This is a genomic window from Comamonas trifloxystrobinivorans, from assembly GCF_043359985.1.
In the GTDB taxonomy this organism is placed as follows: Bacteria; Pseudomonadota; Gammaproteobacteria; order Burkholderiales; family Burkholderiaceae_C; genus Comamonas; species Comamonas trifloxystrobinivorans.
Genome location: NZ_JBHZGV010000033.1, coordinates 1 through 14,928, shown reverse-complemented (window position 1 = coordinate 14,928; position 14,928 = coordinate 1). Strand labels below are relative to the sequence as shown.

Genomic DNA, 14,928 nt, shown 5'->3' with positions numbered 1-14,928 from the left:
GCGCTCGGTGACAGCTGCAGCTATCACTTCCCGCCAATGTTCACCACATTGCGCACGCCCATGCCCGAGGCCTGGCTCACCACCGGCCCGCCCACCGACACCACCTGGTTGCCAGTGCCTGCACCGCCGTTGCGTGACGCAATATTCAATTCGCTATAAGCACCAAACATGGCCGCATTCACCACGGCACCATTCACCACCGTGGTTTGCTGGTTGCCACGGATGTGCGAAATATTCTTGGTCGACGAGATATTCATGACCGCATGCGCTCCAGGGCCGGCAATATTGACAGCGCCACCATTCACAAATACCTGCTGGTTGTTTTGTGCCTGCACCGCACATGCCATGAAGGCCGCCATGAATATCGTTCCCACCCGAAGAAAAGCAGATGCTTTATTGATTTTCATCACCATGGAAAACACCGCCTTTCCTAAAGTGGAGAGTTTTTTGCCGCCTTTGCTGGCTGGCTTGGGCGTATTTTTATGGGCTGAAATGGCGATTCGATGACAGGTTGCAAGCAAGTGCGTCAAGACCAATTCATGACAATCGAAACAGCTGGATTCGACCGTGACGATTTGCTGAAGCGCGCTCTCTGGCAGCGGTAGATGACAGTCAAAAATCCGCCATCTGCTTTGTCATAAAGCGAGGCGATAAGCTGCCAAAGTTTTTACAAAAGCGTGCAAAATGGGCCCGCCAATCGCCGTGCGGGCCCAAAAAAGCCCGCAAATGCGGGCTGATGACAGAGAGATGCCGTTCTTTAGCGGCTGGCTGCGCAGGCCTTGCAGGTTTGCAGCGCCAGGCGGTGCAGCGCCTGCCAGCCGTTTTGCGGCCATTCGGGCACTTTCAGGCCTTTGACAATGCCATCGACCGCGTGGGCCGAATGCAGCAAGCGGGCCACGGCCGCGTCGCTGATGCGCGGCAGCACGCGCTCAAAATGGCGCTCCTTCGCGCCCCAGACGCGGTTTTCGCGCAGCGCCATCGGCATGGGCCGGCCATTGCGCAAAGCGTCTTTGACGCGCTTCATGGCGCGGATGTCTTCAGACAGCGCCCAGTGCACCAGCACCTCGGCCTCGCCTTCGGCCTGCAAGCCGTTGAGCATGCGCTCGGTGCGCAGCACCTGGCCAGACAGCACCGCGTCCGAGAGCTTGAACACGTCGTAGCGGGCCACGTTCAGCACTGCTTGTTCCACTTGTTCGAAAGCCAGCTCACCGGGCGGGTACAGCAGGCCGAGCTTCTGGATTTCCTGGTGCGCGGCCAACAGGTTGCCTTCCACGCGGTCGGCAAAAAAAGCCAGCGTGCGCTGCCCTTCTTCGCCGCTTTTCACGTGCTGGCCTTGCAGTTGCAGGCGCTGCGCAATCCAGGGCGGCAGCGCTGCACGCTCAATGCTGTCGACCTGCACGGTGGCGCCATGGGTCTCCAGCGCCGCAAACCAGGCGCCGCTCTTGGTGGCCTTGTCGAGCCGGGGCAGGATGACGATGGTGAGCGAGCTGTCGTTGCCCACGCTGCTGTCGGCCAGCTGCTGCAAGGCAGCGCTGCCGTCTTTGCCCGGCTTGCCCGAGGGGATGCGCACTTCGATGATCTGCTTGTCGGCGAACAGGCTCAGGCTGCCGCCGGCGGCCAGCACGCCGCTCCAGTCAAAATGCGCGCCCGCCACCGTGAAGCTGCTGCGCTCGGTGTGGCCAGCGGCGCGTGCTGCGGCGCGGATGGCATCTACCGCCTCTTGCACCAGCAAAGCCTCGTCGCCATATACGGTGTAGAGCGTGCGCAAGCCCTTGCCAAGCTGGGCGGGCAACTGGTTCAGGGCGATTTGCATGTGTGTACCTTGTAGGGCTGGATCGGCCAGCGCCAGCAGCTATGGCGTAGCAGCCAGCGCAGCGATCGGCCTGTCAGTCGGTCGGCGTGACCGATTTGACGATGGCCAGGCGCCGCACGATCTGCTGCACGATGTCGGTCTGCATGTTGCGGTACAGCATCTCTTCTTCGTTGGCTTTGGACAGCGCGTAGGTTTCCACGTAGCTGATTTCGCGGTACTGCATCAGCGTGGACTCGGGCACGTAGTCGCCGCCCTTTTGGTTGCGCACGCGAAAGCGCGTGTGCAGGCGGATCTGCAGCTCGCGCACTTCGCCCGCCGCATTGCGCGAGACGATGACGCGCTCGCGGCGCAGGCCCAGGTCGTCAAAAATCGCTTCGGCCTGTAGCGCTTCGCTAGGATCGCGCAACACTTTGAGCGTGCCCGCGCCTTCCAGGTTGCGCTGCAGTTCCTTGAGGAAGGGCGAGTTGATGTCGCCGTTCAAGTACAGCGACTTGAAGGCGAAATCCACCGATCCGCGCAGTTTGAAGCCGCACGCCGCCAACAGCGGCGCGCTTGCCAGAGCAGTGAGCAGCGTGCGTTTTTGCATGGTCTTAGACTACCACGTTCACCAGACGGCCTGGCACCACGATGATCTTCTTGGGCGCAGCGCCCGCGGCGATCTTCTGGAACTCTTCGTTGGCCAGCGCAGCCGCTTCGATGGTGGCCTTGTCAGCACCAGCGGCCACCACGATGGAGCCGCGCAGCTTGCCGTTGACCTGCAGCATGAGCTGGATTTCGTCTTGCACCAGCGCTTGCGGGTCGACCTGCGGCCAGGCCGCGTCGAGCAGGCCGCCCATGGCCTTGTCGTAGCCCAGCTCGTTCCACAGCACTTGCGCCAGGTGGGGCGTGGCCGGGTACAGAGCGCGCAACAGCACGCCAAAGCCTTCGACCACGGCTTCGCGGCCGCCTTCGCTATCCAGCGCCTTGAAGTCTTCCAGCGCGTTGATCATCTTCATCGCGCCCGAGACCACGGTGTTGTACTGCATGCGCGAGTAGTCGTACTCGACTTGCTTGAGCACGGTGTGGATTTCGAGGCGCAGCGCCTTGGCTTCCTTGCCAAACGAGAGGCCGGCAACGCTGGCGCCAGCAGCGGCTGCACGCGCGGCCGCAAATTCTGCAGCGGTGAGCTTGGCGCCAAAGTTGTAGACGCGGCGCAGGAAGCGGTAGCTGCCTTCCACGGCCGATTCGTTCCATTCCAGCGTCAGCTCGGGCGGCGCGGTGAACATGGTGTACAGGCGCGCGGTGTCGGCGCCGTACTTCTCGATCAGCTCTTGCGGATCGACACCATTGTTCTTGGACTTGGACATGGTCGTCATCTCGTAATCGAGCTTGGAACCATCGGCCTTGAGCGTGCCGCCAATGACAACGCCGTTGTCGTTGGTGATGACGTCCACGTCCTTTTCCCAGCAGTACTCTTTGGCGCCAGTGGCCAGCTTTTGCGAGAACGCACCGCGCAGCACCATGCCTTGCGTGAGCAGCTTGGTGAAGGGCTCGTCAATCTTCACCAGGCCCATGTCGCGCATGACCTTGGTCCAGAAACGGGCGTACAGCAGGTGAAGAATGGCGTGTTCAATGCCGCCGATGTACTGGTCCATCGGCATCCAGTAGTCGGCGCCGTCAGCCACCATTTTTTCGCTGTTCTTGGCGTCGCAATAGCGCATGAAGTACCACGAGCTGTCGACGAAGGTGTCCATGGTGTCGGTCTCGCGGCGGGCAGGTTTGCCGCAGCAAGGGCAGACCACGCCGGCGTGGAAAGCTTCGCTCTTGTTGAGCGGGTTGCCAGAGCCGTCCGGCACCAGGCCTTCGGGCAGCACCACGGGCAGGTCCTTCTCCGGCACGGGTTGCGGGCCGCAGTCGGCGCAGTGGATGATGGGGATCGGCGTGCCCCAGTAGCGCTGGCGGCTGATGCCCCAGTCGCGCAGACGCCAGGTGGTTTTCAGCTCGCCCAGGCCCTTGGCTTCCAGCAGCTTGGCGACGGCTTGCACGCCGTCCTTGAAATGCAGGCCGTCAAACTCGCCCGAGTTGATCAGCACGCCGCGTTCCTTGTCGCCGTACCAATCGTGCCAGGTCTTGCTGTCGTAGGCGCCTTCGCCTTCCACAGCCACCACCTGCTGAATAGGCAGGCCGTACTTGTTGGCAAAAGCGAAATCACGCTCGTCGTGCGCGGGCACGCCCATCACTGCGCCGTCGCCGTAGCTCATCAGCACGTAGTTGCCCACCCACACCTCGACTTGCGCGCCGGTGACGGGGTGGGTGACGAACAGGCCCGTGGGCTTGCCCAGCTTTTCCTGGGTAGCCAGTTCGGCCTCAGTCGTGCCGCCCTTTTTGCATTCTTCGATGAAGGCGGCCAGCTCAGGCTTGGAGGCGGCTGCGTGCTGGGCCAGCGGGTGCTCCGGCGCCACGGCGCAGAAAGTGACGCCCATGATGGTGTCGGCGCGCGTGGTGAAGACGTACATCTTGCCTTCGCCGATCAGCTGGCCGTCGGCGCCCTTCACGTCGTGCGTGAAGGCAAAGCGCACGCCGGCTGATTTGCCGATCCAGTTTTCCTGCATCAGGCGCACCTTGTCGGGCCAACCGGTCAAGGTCGCCTTGGGGTTGCCCATTTGCACGTGGTCGAGCAGCTCTTGCGCGTAATCGGTGATCTTCAGGTAGTAGCCAGGGATCTCGCGCTTTTCCACCAGCGCGCCGGTGCGCCAGCCGCGGCCGTCAATCACCTGCTCGTTGGCCAGCACGGTCTGGTCCACCGGGTCCCAGTTCACGGTCTGGGTCTTGCGGTAGGCCACGCCTTTTTCCAGCATCTTCAGGAACAGCCACTGGTTCCACTTGTAGTAATCGGGGTCGCAGGTAGCGACTTCGCGGCTCCAGTCGATGGCCAGGCCCATGGCCTGCATCTGCTTTTTCATGTACGCGATGTTGTCGTACGTCCACTGTGCAGGCGGCACGCTGTTTTTGATGGCGGCGTTTTCGGCGGGCAGACCGAACGCATCCCAGCCCATGGGCATCAAGACGTTGTAGCCCTGCATGCGCAGCTGGCGCGTGAGCATGTCGTTGATGGTGTAGTTGCGCACGTGGCCCATGTGCAGCTTGCCGCTGGGGTAAGGCAGCATGGAGCAGGCGTAGAACTTCTTTTTGCCTGCGTCTTCGCTCACGCGGTAGGCGTCTTGTGCTTGCCACTGGCTTTGCGCTGCGGCTTCAACGTCGGAATGGTTGTATTTCTCTTGCATGGAACTGGTCTGGAAGAAGCGGCTGCCCACGGTCGGCCCGGGGCAAGGCCCAATTGGGCAAAGATTGTAGGCGCATCGCCATAGCCCCGCGCCCTGCTAGTGCCGGAGACGCCGACGCGGATAAGGCAGCGGTGCAAAAATACCTGCTTTTTCTGCGAATTCTTGTTGACAGATAACAATCAACAGCTTCATTTTTAATAGCAAACTCTCTCTGTATGAAGGAACGCATCTTGTGACTTGGGAAGCCATCAACCAACTGGAACCCCGGATGCAGACTGGCCTGGGGCTGGTCGGTCTGGTCATCACCGCCTACCTGCTGCGCCTGGTCGTGCGCCTGGTGCTGCTCAAACTGGTGCCGCGCTTTCGCCACAGCCTGAATGCGGCGTGGGTGAAGACCCTGCTGGCCGACAATATTCTGGTGCGGGCCGCGCAAATCGTGCCTTCGCTGGTGGTGCAAACCGGCATTGCCGCCGTACCCCATATGCCAGCCTTGGCGACCACGGTGGTGCGCAACGTGGCCATTGCGCTGACGGTGCTGCAAGTGGCGCGCCTGCTGAACGCGGTGCTCGACAGCATTCAGGACCACAACGAAGACCGCTTGGAGGCGGCCGAAAGCACGCGCTCGGTCAAAAGCTATGTACAGCTGGGCAAGCTCATCATCATGCTGGTGGCCGCCGTGGTGATGGTGGCCACCTTGATCGACCGTTCGCCGCTGATCCTGCTCTCTGGCCTGGGCGCCATGTCGGCCGTGCTGATGCTGGTGTTCAAAGACACTATTTTGTCGTTCACCGCCGGCGTGCAACTGGCCGGCAACGACATGCTGCGCGTGGGCGACTGGCTGCAGATGGACCAGGTCGGCGCCGACGGCGCCGTGGTCGACATGGCGCTGAACACGGTCAAGATCCGCAACTGGGACAACACCATCACCACCATTCCCACCTGGCGGCTGATGAGCGAGAGCTTCAAGAACTGGCGCGGCATGTCCGAATCGGGCGGCCGCCGTATCAAGCGCAGCATCCTGATCGACAACGCCACCGTGCGTTTTCTGACGGATGCCGATATCCAGGAGCTGGCCCACATAGCGCTGCTCAAGCCTTATCTGGAGAGCAAAACGCGCGAGATCAGCGCCTACAACGACGACTTTGCGCGCAAGGCGCCAGACATGGCCGGCGAGATAGTCAACCTGCGCAAGCTCACCAACATTGGCACCTACCGCGCCTACGTCAACGCCTACCTGCGTGCCCACCCGCGCCTGCGCCCGGAGATGACGATGATGGCGCGCATGCTCGAGAGCACCACCAACGGCTCGCCGCTGGAGATTTATGCTTTCACCGCCACCACCAAGTGGACCGAGTACGAAGCCATCCAGGGCGACATCTTCGACCACCTGCTGGCCGTGCTGCCCGAGTTTGGCTTGCATGTGTTCCAAAACCCGTCGGGCAACGACGTCAAGCTGAGTCTGCGCCAAAGCGCGGTGGGCGTGCTCTCGCAGTAAACCGCTCGCCGCTCAGCGGCGCGGTGCAGGCGCTGCCGGCTCTGGCGGCGCATGCACTTCGGTCACGCTCGTATCTGCGGCCGCCGAGGCAGGTTTGGCGGCCTGGTCTGCAACGGGCGCCAACTCTTGCACCGCTTCCACTTCGGTCGCCTCTTCTGCCCGGCCACTGACACCACCAACGCCGTGGTGCGGCTTTGGCATGGCGCTGGCCCGCGGCACATCGATGGGCTTGCCTTGCGCATCGGCCAGCCCCACCAGCAAAGCGCGGCCATCGGGCAGCACGCGGAAATCGCCAAACTGGGCGCGGGCAAACGCCTCGCCCGTGCCTTCGGGGAAAAAGTAGGCATCGGTCACCAATACCCAGCGGCCCTTGAGCTGCTTGAGCGGCAAGATGATCTCGCCCGCACCGGCATCAGCGCGGCTGCGGGCCAAGGCCAGCACCGTGGCTTCGCCTTTGGCATCGAGCTTGGCACGCACCAGCGCAGCAGGCGCCAGCGATTTGCGCAGTGCAGCGCTTACCTCGGGAGGCAGTAAAAAGTTGAGCGCCATGTAGTCGCCCTGCATCAGCGAACGCGGATCGACGGGCACCAGCCGCACCAGCACGGGCTGGCCTTCGGCGATCACCTTCTCCTTGCCACGCACATCCCAGTTAACCAGGCCAAACACCACCACAGCCCCAGCCACCAGCCACAGCAGGCGCGTACGCGACCAGGCGGCCACGGGCAACAAACCATCGGGCTCTGCACCCTTGCGGACAGCCGCTTGGCGCGCCGCCAGCGCACGCTGCACATACAGGCCAAGCAACAGCACCGCGCCCAACGCCGCCAGGCCCAGGCCTTTTTGTGCCAGCGGCCAGGCCAGGCTGTAGTAAAACTGGCCCAGCGACCACAAGGCGCCCAGCCCGCACAGCGCGGCAATGCGCCAGCGCCCGCCGAGCAAGGCCACAGCAGCCAGCAAGGCCATCACGCCCAACGACGGGCTGAACCAGGCCGCCACTGCCAGCAGCACGCCTACGCCCAGCAAGCTGCGCAGCGTGTACGGCGTGGCCATCTGGTATTTTTTCCAATGTGCCCACAGCAGCACGCTAGCCACCAGCACGCAGACCGAGGCAAAGCCGCGGCCGATCAGCAGCAAAATGCGCCAACTGTTTTTGCTGAGGGGCTCGTCCAGATCCACGCCCAGCAGTTCTTGCACCAGGCCGTAGCCCATGCCAAGCCGTGCCGCCCCACAAAGCGCCATGGCCACCACACCCACTGCAGCGCTGTCGGCAAAGGCCGACCAGCCCATCTGGCTCGAAGCCGCGCCGCGAACCAAGCGCTGACGCTCCTGGCGCAGCCACAACCACCAGGCCGCCACCAGCACCAGGCTGGCCACATCCAGCATCACCAGCAACGGCACGCCAGCCACACTGCGCTGCAAAAACAGATAAGCGGCCACACCAAACACCAGCCCCAGCATGCGCCGCACCCACAACGCATGGGCCACTGCCGCGCCCAGCAACTGCAGCAAGGCCAGCAAGCCCGAGAACAGCCAGAACTCCAGGCGCGCGCCATGCACATCGTGACCCAGGCGCGCCAGAAACATGCCGCAGAACAAGCCCCACAACACCAAGGCCAAGCAGGTGAGAAAAACGCCGTTATCACGCCTGAGCAACACCGCAGCGCCCGCCAAACCCAAAACGTTGACCACGTAGGCCGCCGGGTTGCGGAACCAGAAATCCGTGTCCAACAGCGCCAGCAAAAAAGCGCCAGCAGCCAAGGCGCACACCAACGCGCCCAGCAGCGCCAAGCCGATCACAAAAATATTGGGCTCTTCGTCGTCAACCACCTCAGGCTGAGCGCCACGAACCAAACCTTGTGCCTGGGCGCGCGGCCACCAGGCCGGCGTAGAGTGGAAAACACTCATTGCACACCTCCTGCCGTAGCTTCAGCGCGCAAGCGCCGCTGCACCGCGAGCAAGCCTGAAACCGTAGCGGCCAGGCAAGCGAGCGTAGCCAGTGCAAAGAACAAGAAGGCCGCCTCTTCGCTGCCTCCGTTAAACAATACGCGAGCCAGCAAGCCCAGCACCCAGACGTTGGCAGCCAGCGTACACAGGCACAGGCTCAAGAAATCACGCAAGCGGCCTTGGTAAGACACAGCCATGGCCAGCGCAATCAGCAGCCCGCTGAGCCACCAGCCCCAGCCGATGCCCCGGCTGGAGAACAGCTGGATCAGGCCCATGCCCGTCCAGGCGCCCAAGGCCAGGCCCAGAGCCAGGCGGTGCGACCACCAGCCCATGCCCGCTGGCAAGCGAGTCCACGGCAGCAAAGCCACCAGCGCGGGCACCAGCGCCAAAGCCAACCACATTGCGGCATACAACAATTGCCGCGGCGTGGTGCCACGGCCTCGGAACAAAATCTCCCACAGATCCAGGTGGCCCCACCACATGGCAATGGCTGCCGCCACCACCAGCACCCACAGCATCCACAGCACATCGCTGCGCGCCAGCAGCGTCCACACCAAGGCCAGCGCGGCCCAGGTGGCAAAGAGCTGCCAGGCGTCGGCCCCGGTCTGGTAGGTCTGCCCGACAAAGGCCAGCAAACCGCCCAATGCCAGGGTGGCACACAACAGTGCCGCTATGCGCCCGCGCCGCCAGAACAGGGAGGCGAGCACGCTGACGAGCAAAGCGCCTTCGATCAGCAGCAGCTTGAACATGCGCGTTTGTTCTTGCCAATTGGCCGCAACCCAGAACACCAGGCCACTGGCCAAAAGCAGCGCTGCCACCAGCAGCAGCCCCATGTGCAAGCGCTGCGCCAGGCTGCGCGGCTCGCCCGGCGCCACTGCCAGCGTATAGAGCTGCTCGATGCGGCTATCGCCAGGCGGCAACTGCGCGGCCGCCTGGTACAAGCGTGAATCCATGACCAACCTCCCTTGTGTACTGCACGCCATCATGCAGACAAAGCGCACTGTAGCCAAGCGCCGGGCACAGGCTGTGACCCAGCGAGAAAGTAGCGGATATTGATACTTGCGGGAGAGATTGGCGCTGCTGGCTGCAGCTTTTTTCAGCGCTTGCGAACTGCCGGTTGCGCCACAAAGCCCATGCGCGTGAGGCCGGCCGATTGCGCGGCATCCATCAGCTCCACCGCGCGCGCATAAGGCAGGCTTTGGTCGATGGAGAGCTGCACTTCGGTCTGCGGGTTGCGCTCGGCTTGCTGCTGCAGCAACTCTTTGAGTGCCGCCATATCAGTGGCTTTGCCGTCGGCAAACAGCTCACCTTGGGCGTTCATCTGCACCGCAATCGCAGCGGGCGGATTGGCCGGCGTAGCGCTGGCGGCCTTGGGCAGATCGAGGCGGATCGAGGCAGCCAGCAAAGGCGCCGCCATGATGAAGATGACCAGCAGCACCAGCATCACGTCGACCAGCGGCGTGACGTTTATCGCGCTGATCGGCTGGCTCGCCTGGGGTTTGCTGAAGCGCCCGAATGCCATGTTTGGTGCCCGGTGCTGGTTCAGCGGCTGCCCACGGTCGCCACGGCGGCCGGGTTGGCCTGCGGCTGGTGCTGCGCAAGCCCGGCGCCGTTGGCTTGCGCCGTCTGCTGCCAAGCCCAGGTTTGCATATCGTGGGCAAAGCCTTCGAGCAGCTCTTCCACTTGCGCTCCTTTGCGGCCCAACAGGTTGTAGGCCAGCACAGCGGGCAAGGCAACGGCCAGGCCGGCCGCCGTCATCACCAGTGCTTCACCCACCGGGCCTGCCAGTTGCTCCAGGCTGACGTGGTCTGCACCAGCCAGCACCGCCAGCGCTTGGTGAATGCCCCAAACCGTGCCCAGCAAGCCCACAAACGGCGCGGTTGCGCCGATGGTGGCCAGCACGGTTTGGCCCCAGTGCAGTTGGTAGCTGGCCGATTGCAAGGCTTCGCGCAGCACTCGCGTAGTTTGCACTTGCGCGCCGCTAGCAACAGCCAGGCTATGTTGCGCAGCAGGCACGCCGCCCACGATGTTTTCAATGGCATCTACTGCCGGGATGATGAGCCGCAGCCGGTCTTGCTGCGGCAATTGCTGGCGCGCCTGCTCCCAACTGCTGGCTTGCCAGAAAGCGCTGGTGCTGCGCGCCGTGTCGCGCTGTGCGCGGCCCAGCCACCAAGCTTTGTACAAGATCAGCACCCAGCTGAGCACCGACATGATGAGCAGCACCAGCGCCGTGCCGCGAGCGACACCGTCTGCCTGCGAAAGCCATTGCCAGGTGGTCATTGCCAGCCGTCCTTTCGTGCGCCGGCCATGCAGCCGCATGGCGCAGCGCCGCTATATTTATTGCAGGCCGAGCACGGCATACATGTCGTGCAGGCCGGTTTTCTGCTGAGCCAGATAGCGCGCGGCGCGCAGGCTGCCCTTGGCGTAACCGGCGCGGCTGCTGGATTTGTGGGCGATCTCGATACGCTCGCCTTCGCCCGCAAACAGCACGGTGTGGTCGCCCACAATATCGCCGCCGCGCACCGTGGCAAAACCGATGGTGTTCTCCACACGCGCACCGGTGTGGCCATAACGCTCGTACACAGCGCGGTCTGCCAGGTTGGTGCCCTGCGCCTGGGCAATCACTTCGCCCATTTTCAGCGCGGTGCCCGAAGGCGCATCCACCTTGTGCTTGTGGTGCGCTTCGACAATCTCAATGTCGTAACCGCCCTCTTGCAGCGCCTTGGCTGCCATCTCCAACAGCTTGAAGGTAACGTTGACGCCAACGCTCATGTTGGGCGACAGCACCACCGCCGTCTTCTTGGCGAACTCGGCAATCTGCGCCTTTTGGGCATCGTCAAAACCGGTGGTACCAATGACCACGCGCACGCCTTTTTCTGCCGCCACGGCCAAATGGGCCAAGGTGCCTTCGGGGCGGGTGAAATCAATCAGCACATCTGCATGGGCCAGGCCTTGCGCCACATCGGCGGTAATCTGCACGCCCGTGGGTTTGCCCAAAAACGCACCTGCATCGCTACCCAGGCTGGGGTTGCCAGCGGCATCAAGCGCGCCGGTCAATTGCAGATCGGTACTGGCCAGCACGGCCTCGATCAGCATGCGGCCCATGCGGCCACTGGCGCCGGCAATGGCGATGCGAATGCGGGGAGAGGTGGAAGAGGCTGCTGTCATACAAGGCTTTCGTTGCACACACCATGCCGCCCAACGGCAGCCGGTTTATCAAAACTGGCGCCAACGCCGCCGGGGCACGCGTTGGCGCTTATCCGTTCAGTAAGAGATCAGCGCTGGGGCGATTCCAGCGGCGGGTAGCTGGCAGGCGGCGTTGCCGTGCTGTTTTTCCCCGTGCTCTCGGGCACCGACTTGGCCGCATCGGCAGAGGCGGCGTCGTCCTTCTTGAACTTGGCGAGCTCTTCAGGCGTGGCCTCAAGGCGCGGCACCTTGGGTGTCTTGATCGAGGTGGAGACCGAGGAGACGAACTCCTGCTCGCTTGGCATCTCGTCGCCTTCATAGCGGGCCAGGCCCGTGTCGTCAAAGAACACGGTAAAGCGGCGCTCTTGCTCGGCTACGCCCTTGCGCTTGATGGTGAAAACGTAATCCCAGCGGTTGGCATGGAAGACGCTGGCCAACAACGGCGTGCCCAGCAAATCCTTGACCTGCTGGCGGCTCATGCCTTTTTGCAAGGCATCCACCTGCTCCTTGGTGATCACATTGCCCTGCACCACTTCCACCTTGTACGGGGTGATGGAATCGGCAAACTTGCGGCTGGCATCATTGAACGAGCCACAGGCAGCCACGCTGGCACCCAAGGCCAACAGCGCCGCCAAGCGGGCGCCGGAACGAACAAAGTCGGGCATGGTTATAAACATAGCGATATGATCGGCCATTGTAGCGGCTGGTCTCCAGGCCTTCCTCAGAAGTCCGTGTACCACTCGGGCCCACTTGAAAGACCTTGTTATGAAGAATATTGAAGAACTCAAAAGTACTGGCCTGAAGGCGACGCTGCCCCGCCTCAAAATCTTGGACATCTTCCAGAATGGCAGCCAGCGCCACATGACGGCCGAAGACGTTTTCCGCGTACTGCTCGAAGAGCGCTCCGACATTGGCCTGGCCACCGTGTACCGCGTGCTCACGCAGTTCGAGCAAGCCGGCATCCTGATCCGCAGCAATTTCGAAAGCGGCAAGGCCGTCTACGAGCTCAACGAAGGCCAGCACCACGACCACTTTGTCTGCACCAGCTGCGGCAAGGTCGAGGAGTTCTACGACGCCGAAATAGAAAAGCGCCAGCAGTCCATCGCCAAGGCCAAGGGCTGGGTGGTGCACGACCACTCGATGGCGCTGTACGGCCAATGCGCCGAGTGCGCCGCCAAGGCCAAGTAAGCGCCAGATTCCCCGGTTTCCACGGCGAGGCAGCCCGCAAGGCGCCTCGCCGTTTACTTTTCGCAACCACTTCTTTACCGGCCCATGACGCAGAAGGCGCACCATGCAGGGCACTGTCCTTTGCATACCGAGCACCATGCGTCCACTTTTCCGGATTGTCTCGCTCAGCCTCCTGGCCCTGGCAACGCTGGGCCTGGCGTCTTGCGCCACCCCGTCACCACCGACGGCCGGACACACACAACCAGGCCACACTGCAGAGCCCACGCTCAGTGCTCTGCAGCGCCAGCAATGGCTCGACCGCGTCACCTGGGGTGCCAACGACAGCGCTGACCGACATTTGCAACGCCTGGGGCTCAGTGCCTGGCTGCAAGAGCAATTGCACCCGCAGCAACTGACCATGCCGGCGCCGGTGCAACAGCACATTGATGCGCTCGAGATCAGCCAACGCTCGATGGCCGAGATTCAGCAAGACATCGCCGCCCAGAGACGCAGTGCTCGCGACAGCCTCGATGGCGACGAAGGCGCACGCCTGCGCCAGCAAGTACAAACCCGCCTCAACCAGCTGGCTGCGCAGGCGCAGCAGCGCCATATCTGGCGCGCACTGTACTCACCGGCCCAGTTGCAGGAGCAGATGACCTGGTTCTGGATGAACCACTTCAACGTCAGCACCCGCAAAGGCGAAACCAGGCTCTGGATCGCGGACTACGAAGAGCGGGCGATCCGTCCCAACGCTTTGGGCAATTTCCGCAGCTTGCTGGAGGCCAGCATGCGCCACCCGGCCATGCTCATCTACCTGGACAACGCCAGCAACGCCCAGGGCCACATCAACGAAAACTATGCGCGCGAACTGCTGGAGCTGCACACCATGGGTGTGGGCAGCGGCTACACCCAGGCAGACGTACAAGCCATGGCACAGGTTTTGACAGGTGTCGGCTTCAGCACCCGCGCAGCAAATGCGCCGCCCCCCAAGCTGCCGCCTGCACTGCGCGCAGACTACCGGCGCCAGGGCTTTTTCGAGTTCAACCCCAGCCGGCACAACTACCAGCCTCAGGTTTTTCTAGGGCAGCCGCTGCATGCCTCAGGAATGGCCGCGGTAGACGAGGCGCTGGACCGCATCGTGGCAGCGCCAGCCACGGCCCATTTCATTGCGCAAAAGCTGGCTGTTTTTTTCCTCGGCGATCATCCGCCCGCTGCCGTGGTGGAGCACACAGCGCAAGCGTTTGCGCGCAGCCACGGCGACATCCCCAGCACCTTGCAAGCGCTGCTGACAGCCCCACAAGCACAGCAGATGCAAGCACAACGCTTCAAAGACCCCATGCACTATGTGATGGGCGCCTTGCGCCTGAGCCTGGACAGCAGGGTGGCCAGCAATGTAGTACCCGTACTGGGCTGGCTGGGCCGCTTGGGCGAGCCTTTGTACGGCCATGAAACGCCAGACGGCTACCCCCTGGCCCAGTCTGACTGGGCCAGCTCCGGCCAAATGACAGCCCGTTTCGAGGTGGCGCGGCAAATCGCCACCCGCAGCGCCGTGCTTTTCCGCACCGTTCCACAGGCGCCACTGGAGCAGCCGCCCTACACCGATTTAGCCCAAGGCCTCAGCGCACAAACGCGCGTCGCGCACTGGAGCACCAACTCCCGCAACGCCCTGGCGCAGGCACGCAACGTCCCCGATTGGAATACCTACTTTCTTTGCGCTCCAGAGCAAATGCAGCGCTGAGGCGAGACCCACCATGCAAAGACGCCAATTCCTCACCGCCGCCGCCAGCCTGCCCCTGGCCTTTGGCATGCAGCGCAGCCGCGCGGCTGCCCTTCCAGCTGAAGCGCCTCGGTTCTTGCTGGTTTTTCTGCGTGGCGCCTACGACAGCAACAGCCTGCTCGTACCCACACACAGCGATTTCTACTATGCCGCGCGGCCCAACATTGCGATTGCTCGCCCTGGCGAGGCGAACGGCGCCTTGGCACGGTAATCCCCCCACAAACCACCGCTCTGAGAAGTAGAGCTATGCGGCCATGGCCAGCCGCTGTTTGGGGGTGATGCC

General features: G+C 63.0%; 13 protein-coding genes and 1 pseudogene. 4 read left to right on the top strand and 10 right to left on the bottom strand.

Annotation, left to right across the window (positions count from 1 at the left end; translation table 11 throughout):
• Positions 1-23 precede the first annotated feature (23 nt).
• From ACFIQF_RS24310 to leuS, 4 genes are all read right to left on the bottom strand, one after another.
• Positions 24-530: a hypothetical protein gene (locus tag ACFIQF_RS24310; protein WP_393946222.1), complete on the bottom strand. Its 507-nt coding sequence runs from the start codon at positions 528-530 to the stop codon at positions 24-26.
• Positions 531-757: 227 nt separating this feature from the next.
• Positions 758-1,813 carry a DNA polymerase III subunit delta gene (gene holA, locus ACFIQF_RS24305; protein ID WP_393946221.1) on the bottom strand — a complete coding sequence of 352 codons (1,056 nt, stop codon included), beginning with the start codon at positions 1,811-1,813 and terminating at the stop codon, positions 758-760.
• A 73-nt stretch (positions 1,814-1,886) separates the two neighbouring features.
• Positions 1,887-2,399: an LPS-assembly lipoprotein LptE gene (locus ACFIQF_RS24300; protein WP_393946220.1), complete on the bottom strand. Its 513-nt coding sequence runs from the start codon at positions 2,397-2,399 to the stop codon at positions 1,887-1,889.
• A gap of 4 nt (positions 2,400-2,403) precedes the next feature.
• Positions 2,404-5,076 carry a leucine--tRNA ligase gene (gene leuS / locus ACFIQF_RS24295; RefSeq protein ID WP_393946219.1) on the bottom strand — a complete coding sequence of 891 codons (2,673 nt, stop codon included), beginning with the start codon at positions 5,074-5,076 and terminating at the stop codon, positions 2,404-2,406.
• Positions 5,077-5,344: 268 nt separating this feature from the next.
• Here leuS and ACFIQF_RS24290 point away from each other — a divergent pair, with 268 nt between their 5' ends.
• On the top strand, positions 5,345-6,571 hold the full coding sequence (locus ACFIQF_RS24290) for a mechanosensitive ion channel family protein (RefSeq protein WP_393946239.1): 1,227 nt from the start codon (positions 5,345-5,347) through the stop codon (positions 6,569-6,571).
• A gap of 12 nt (positions 6,572-6,583) precedes the next feature.
• Here ACFIQF_RS24290 and ACFIQF_RS24285 read toward each other — a convergent pair whose 3' ends face one another.
• From ACFIQF_RS24285 to ACFIQF_RS24260, 6 genes are all read right to left on the bottom strand, one after another.
• Positions 6,584-8,476: a GDYXXLXY domain-containing protein gene (locus ACFIQF_RS24285; RefSeq protein ID WP_393946217.1), complete on the bottom strand. Its 1,893-nt coding sequence runs from the start codon at positions 8,474-8,476 to the stop codon at positions 6,584-6,586.
• A complete protein-coding gene (locus tag ACFIQF_RS24280; protein ID WP_393946216.1) occupies positions 8,473-9,468 on the bottom strand; it encodes a DUF2157 domain-containing protein in 996 nt (331 codons plus the stop codon). Before ACFIQF_RS24280 ends, ACFIQF_RS24285 begins: the two co-directional genes overlap by 4 nt.
• A gap of 143 nt (positions 9,469-9,611) precedes the next feature.
• Positions 9,612-10,037: an ExbD/TolR family protein gene (locus tag ACFIQF_RS24275; protein WP_393946214.1), complete on the bottom strand. Its 426-nt coding sequence runs from the start codon at positions 10,035-10,037 to the stop codon at positions 9,612-9,614.
• A 20-nt stretch (positions 10,038-10,057) separates the two neighbouring features.
• Positions 10,058-10,795: a MotA/TolQ/ExbB proton channel family protein gene (locus tag ACFIQF_RS24270; RefSeq protein ID WP_393946213.1), complete on the bottom strand. Its 738-nt coding sequence runs from the start codon at positions 10,793-10,795 to the stop codon at positions 10,058-10,060.
• 57 nt (positions 10,796-10,852) lie between these two features.
• Positions 10,853-11,683 (bottom strand): 4-hydroxy-tetrahydrodipicolinate reductase, encoded by an 831-nt coding sequence (dapB, locus tag ACFIQF_RS24265; protein WP_393946212.1) that lies wholly within the window; start codon positions 11,681-11,683, stop codon positions 10,853-10,855.
• 107 nt (positions 11,684-11,790) lie between these two features.
• The gene (locus tag ACFIQF_RS24260; protein ID WP_393946211.1) at positions 11,791-12,366 is read right to left on the bottom strand and encodes an outer membrane protein assembly factor BamE; all 576 of its coding nucleotides are present in this window, start codon (positions 12,364-12,366) and stop codon (positions 11,791-11,793) included.
• A gap of 100 nt (positions 12,367-12,466) precedes the next feature.
• Between ACFIQF_RS24260 and fur the strand changes: the two genes are divergently transcribed.
• The 3 genes and pseudogenes from fur to ACFIQF_RS24245 all read left to right on the top strand — a co-directional run.
• Positions 12,467-12,889: a ferric iron uptake transcriptional regulator gene (gene fur / locus ACFIQF_RS24255; protein ID WP_393946210.1), complete on the top strand. Its 423-nt coding sequence runs from the start codon at positions 12,467-12,469 to the stop codon at positions 12,887-12,889.
• A gap of 136 nt (positions 12,890-13,025) precedes the next feature.
• Positions 13,026-14,606 (top strand): DUF1800 domain-containing protein, encoded by a 1,581-nt coding sequence (locus ACFIQF_RS24250; protein WP_393946209.1) that lies wholly within the window; start codon positions 13,026-13,028, stop codon positions 14,604-14,606.
• A 13-nt stretch (positions 14,607-14,619) separates the two neighbouring features.
• A pseudogene (locus ACFIQF_RS24245) lies at positions 14,620-14,850 on the top strand (DUF1501 domain-containing protein); the annotation flags it as partial.
• Between the last annotated feature and the right edge of the window lie 78 nt (positions 14,851-14,928).

Excerpts from the sequence above, each read along its gene's own strand:
- ACFIQF_RS24300 (WP_393946220.1), bottom strand. The coding sequence starts at position 2,399 with ATGCAAAAACGCACGCTGCTCACTGCTCTGGCAAGCGCGCCGCTGTTG.
- ACFIQF_RS24285 (WP_393946217.1), bottom strand. The coding sequence starts at position 8,476 with ATGAGTGTTTTCCACTCTACGCCGGCCTGGTGGCCGCGCGCCCAGGCA.
- dapB (WP_393946212.1), bottom strand. The coding sequence starts at position 11,683 with ATGACAGCAGCCTCTTCCACCTCTCCCCGCATTCGCATCGCCATTGCC.
- fur (WP_393946210.1), top strand. The coding sequence starts at position 12,467 with ATGAAGAATATTGAAGAACTCAAAAGTACTGGCCTGAAGGCGACGCTG.
- ACFIQF_RS24290 (WP_393946239.1), top strand. The coding sequence starts at position 5,345 with ATGCAGACTGGCCTGGGGCTGGTCGGTCTGGTCATCACCGCCTACCTG.
- holA (WP_393946221.1), bottom strand. The coding sequence starts at position 1,813 with ATGCAAATCGCCCTGAACCAGTTGCCCGCCCAGCTTGGCAAGGGCTTG.
- ACFIQF_RS24270 (WP_393946213.1), bottom strand. The coding sequence starts at position 10,795 with ATGACCACCTGGCAATGGCTTTCGCAGGCAGACGGTGTCGCTCGCGGC.
- ACFIQF_RS24260 (WP_393946211.1), bottom strand. The coding sequence starts at position 12,366 with ATGCCCGACTTTGTTCGTTCCGGCGCCCGCTTGGCGGCGCTGTTGGCC.
- leuS (WP_393946219.1), bottom strand. The coding sequence starts at position 5,076 with ATGCAAGAGAAATACAACCATTCCGACGTTGAAGCCGCAGCGCAAAGC.
- ACFIQF_RS24250 (WP_393946209.1), top strand. The coding sequence starts at position 13,026 with ATGCGTCCACTTTTCCGGATTGTCTCGCTCAGCCTCCTGGCCCTGGCA.
- ACFIQF_RS24280 (WP_393946216.1), bottom strand. The coding sequence starts at position 9,468 with ATGGATTCACGCTTGTACCAGGCGGCCGCGCAGTTGCCGCCTGGCGAT.
- ACFIQF_RS24275 (WP_393946214.1), bottom strand. The coding sequence starts at position 10,037 with ATGGCATTCGGGCGCTTCAGCAAACCCCAGGCGAGCCAGCCGATCAGC.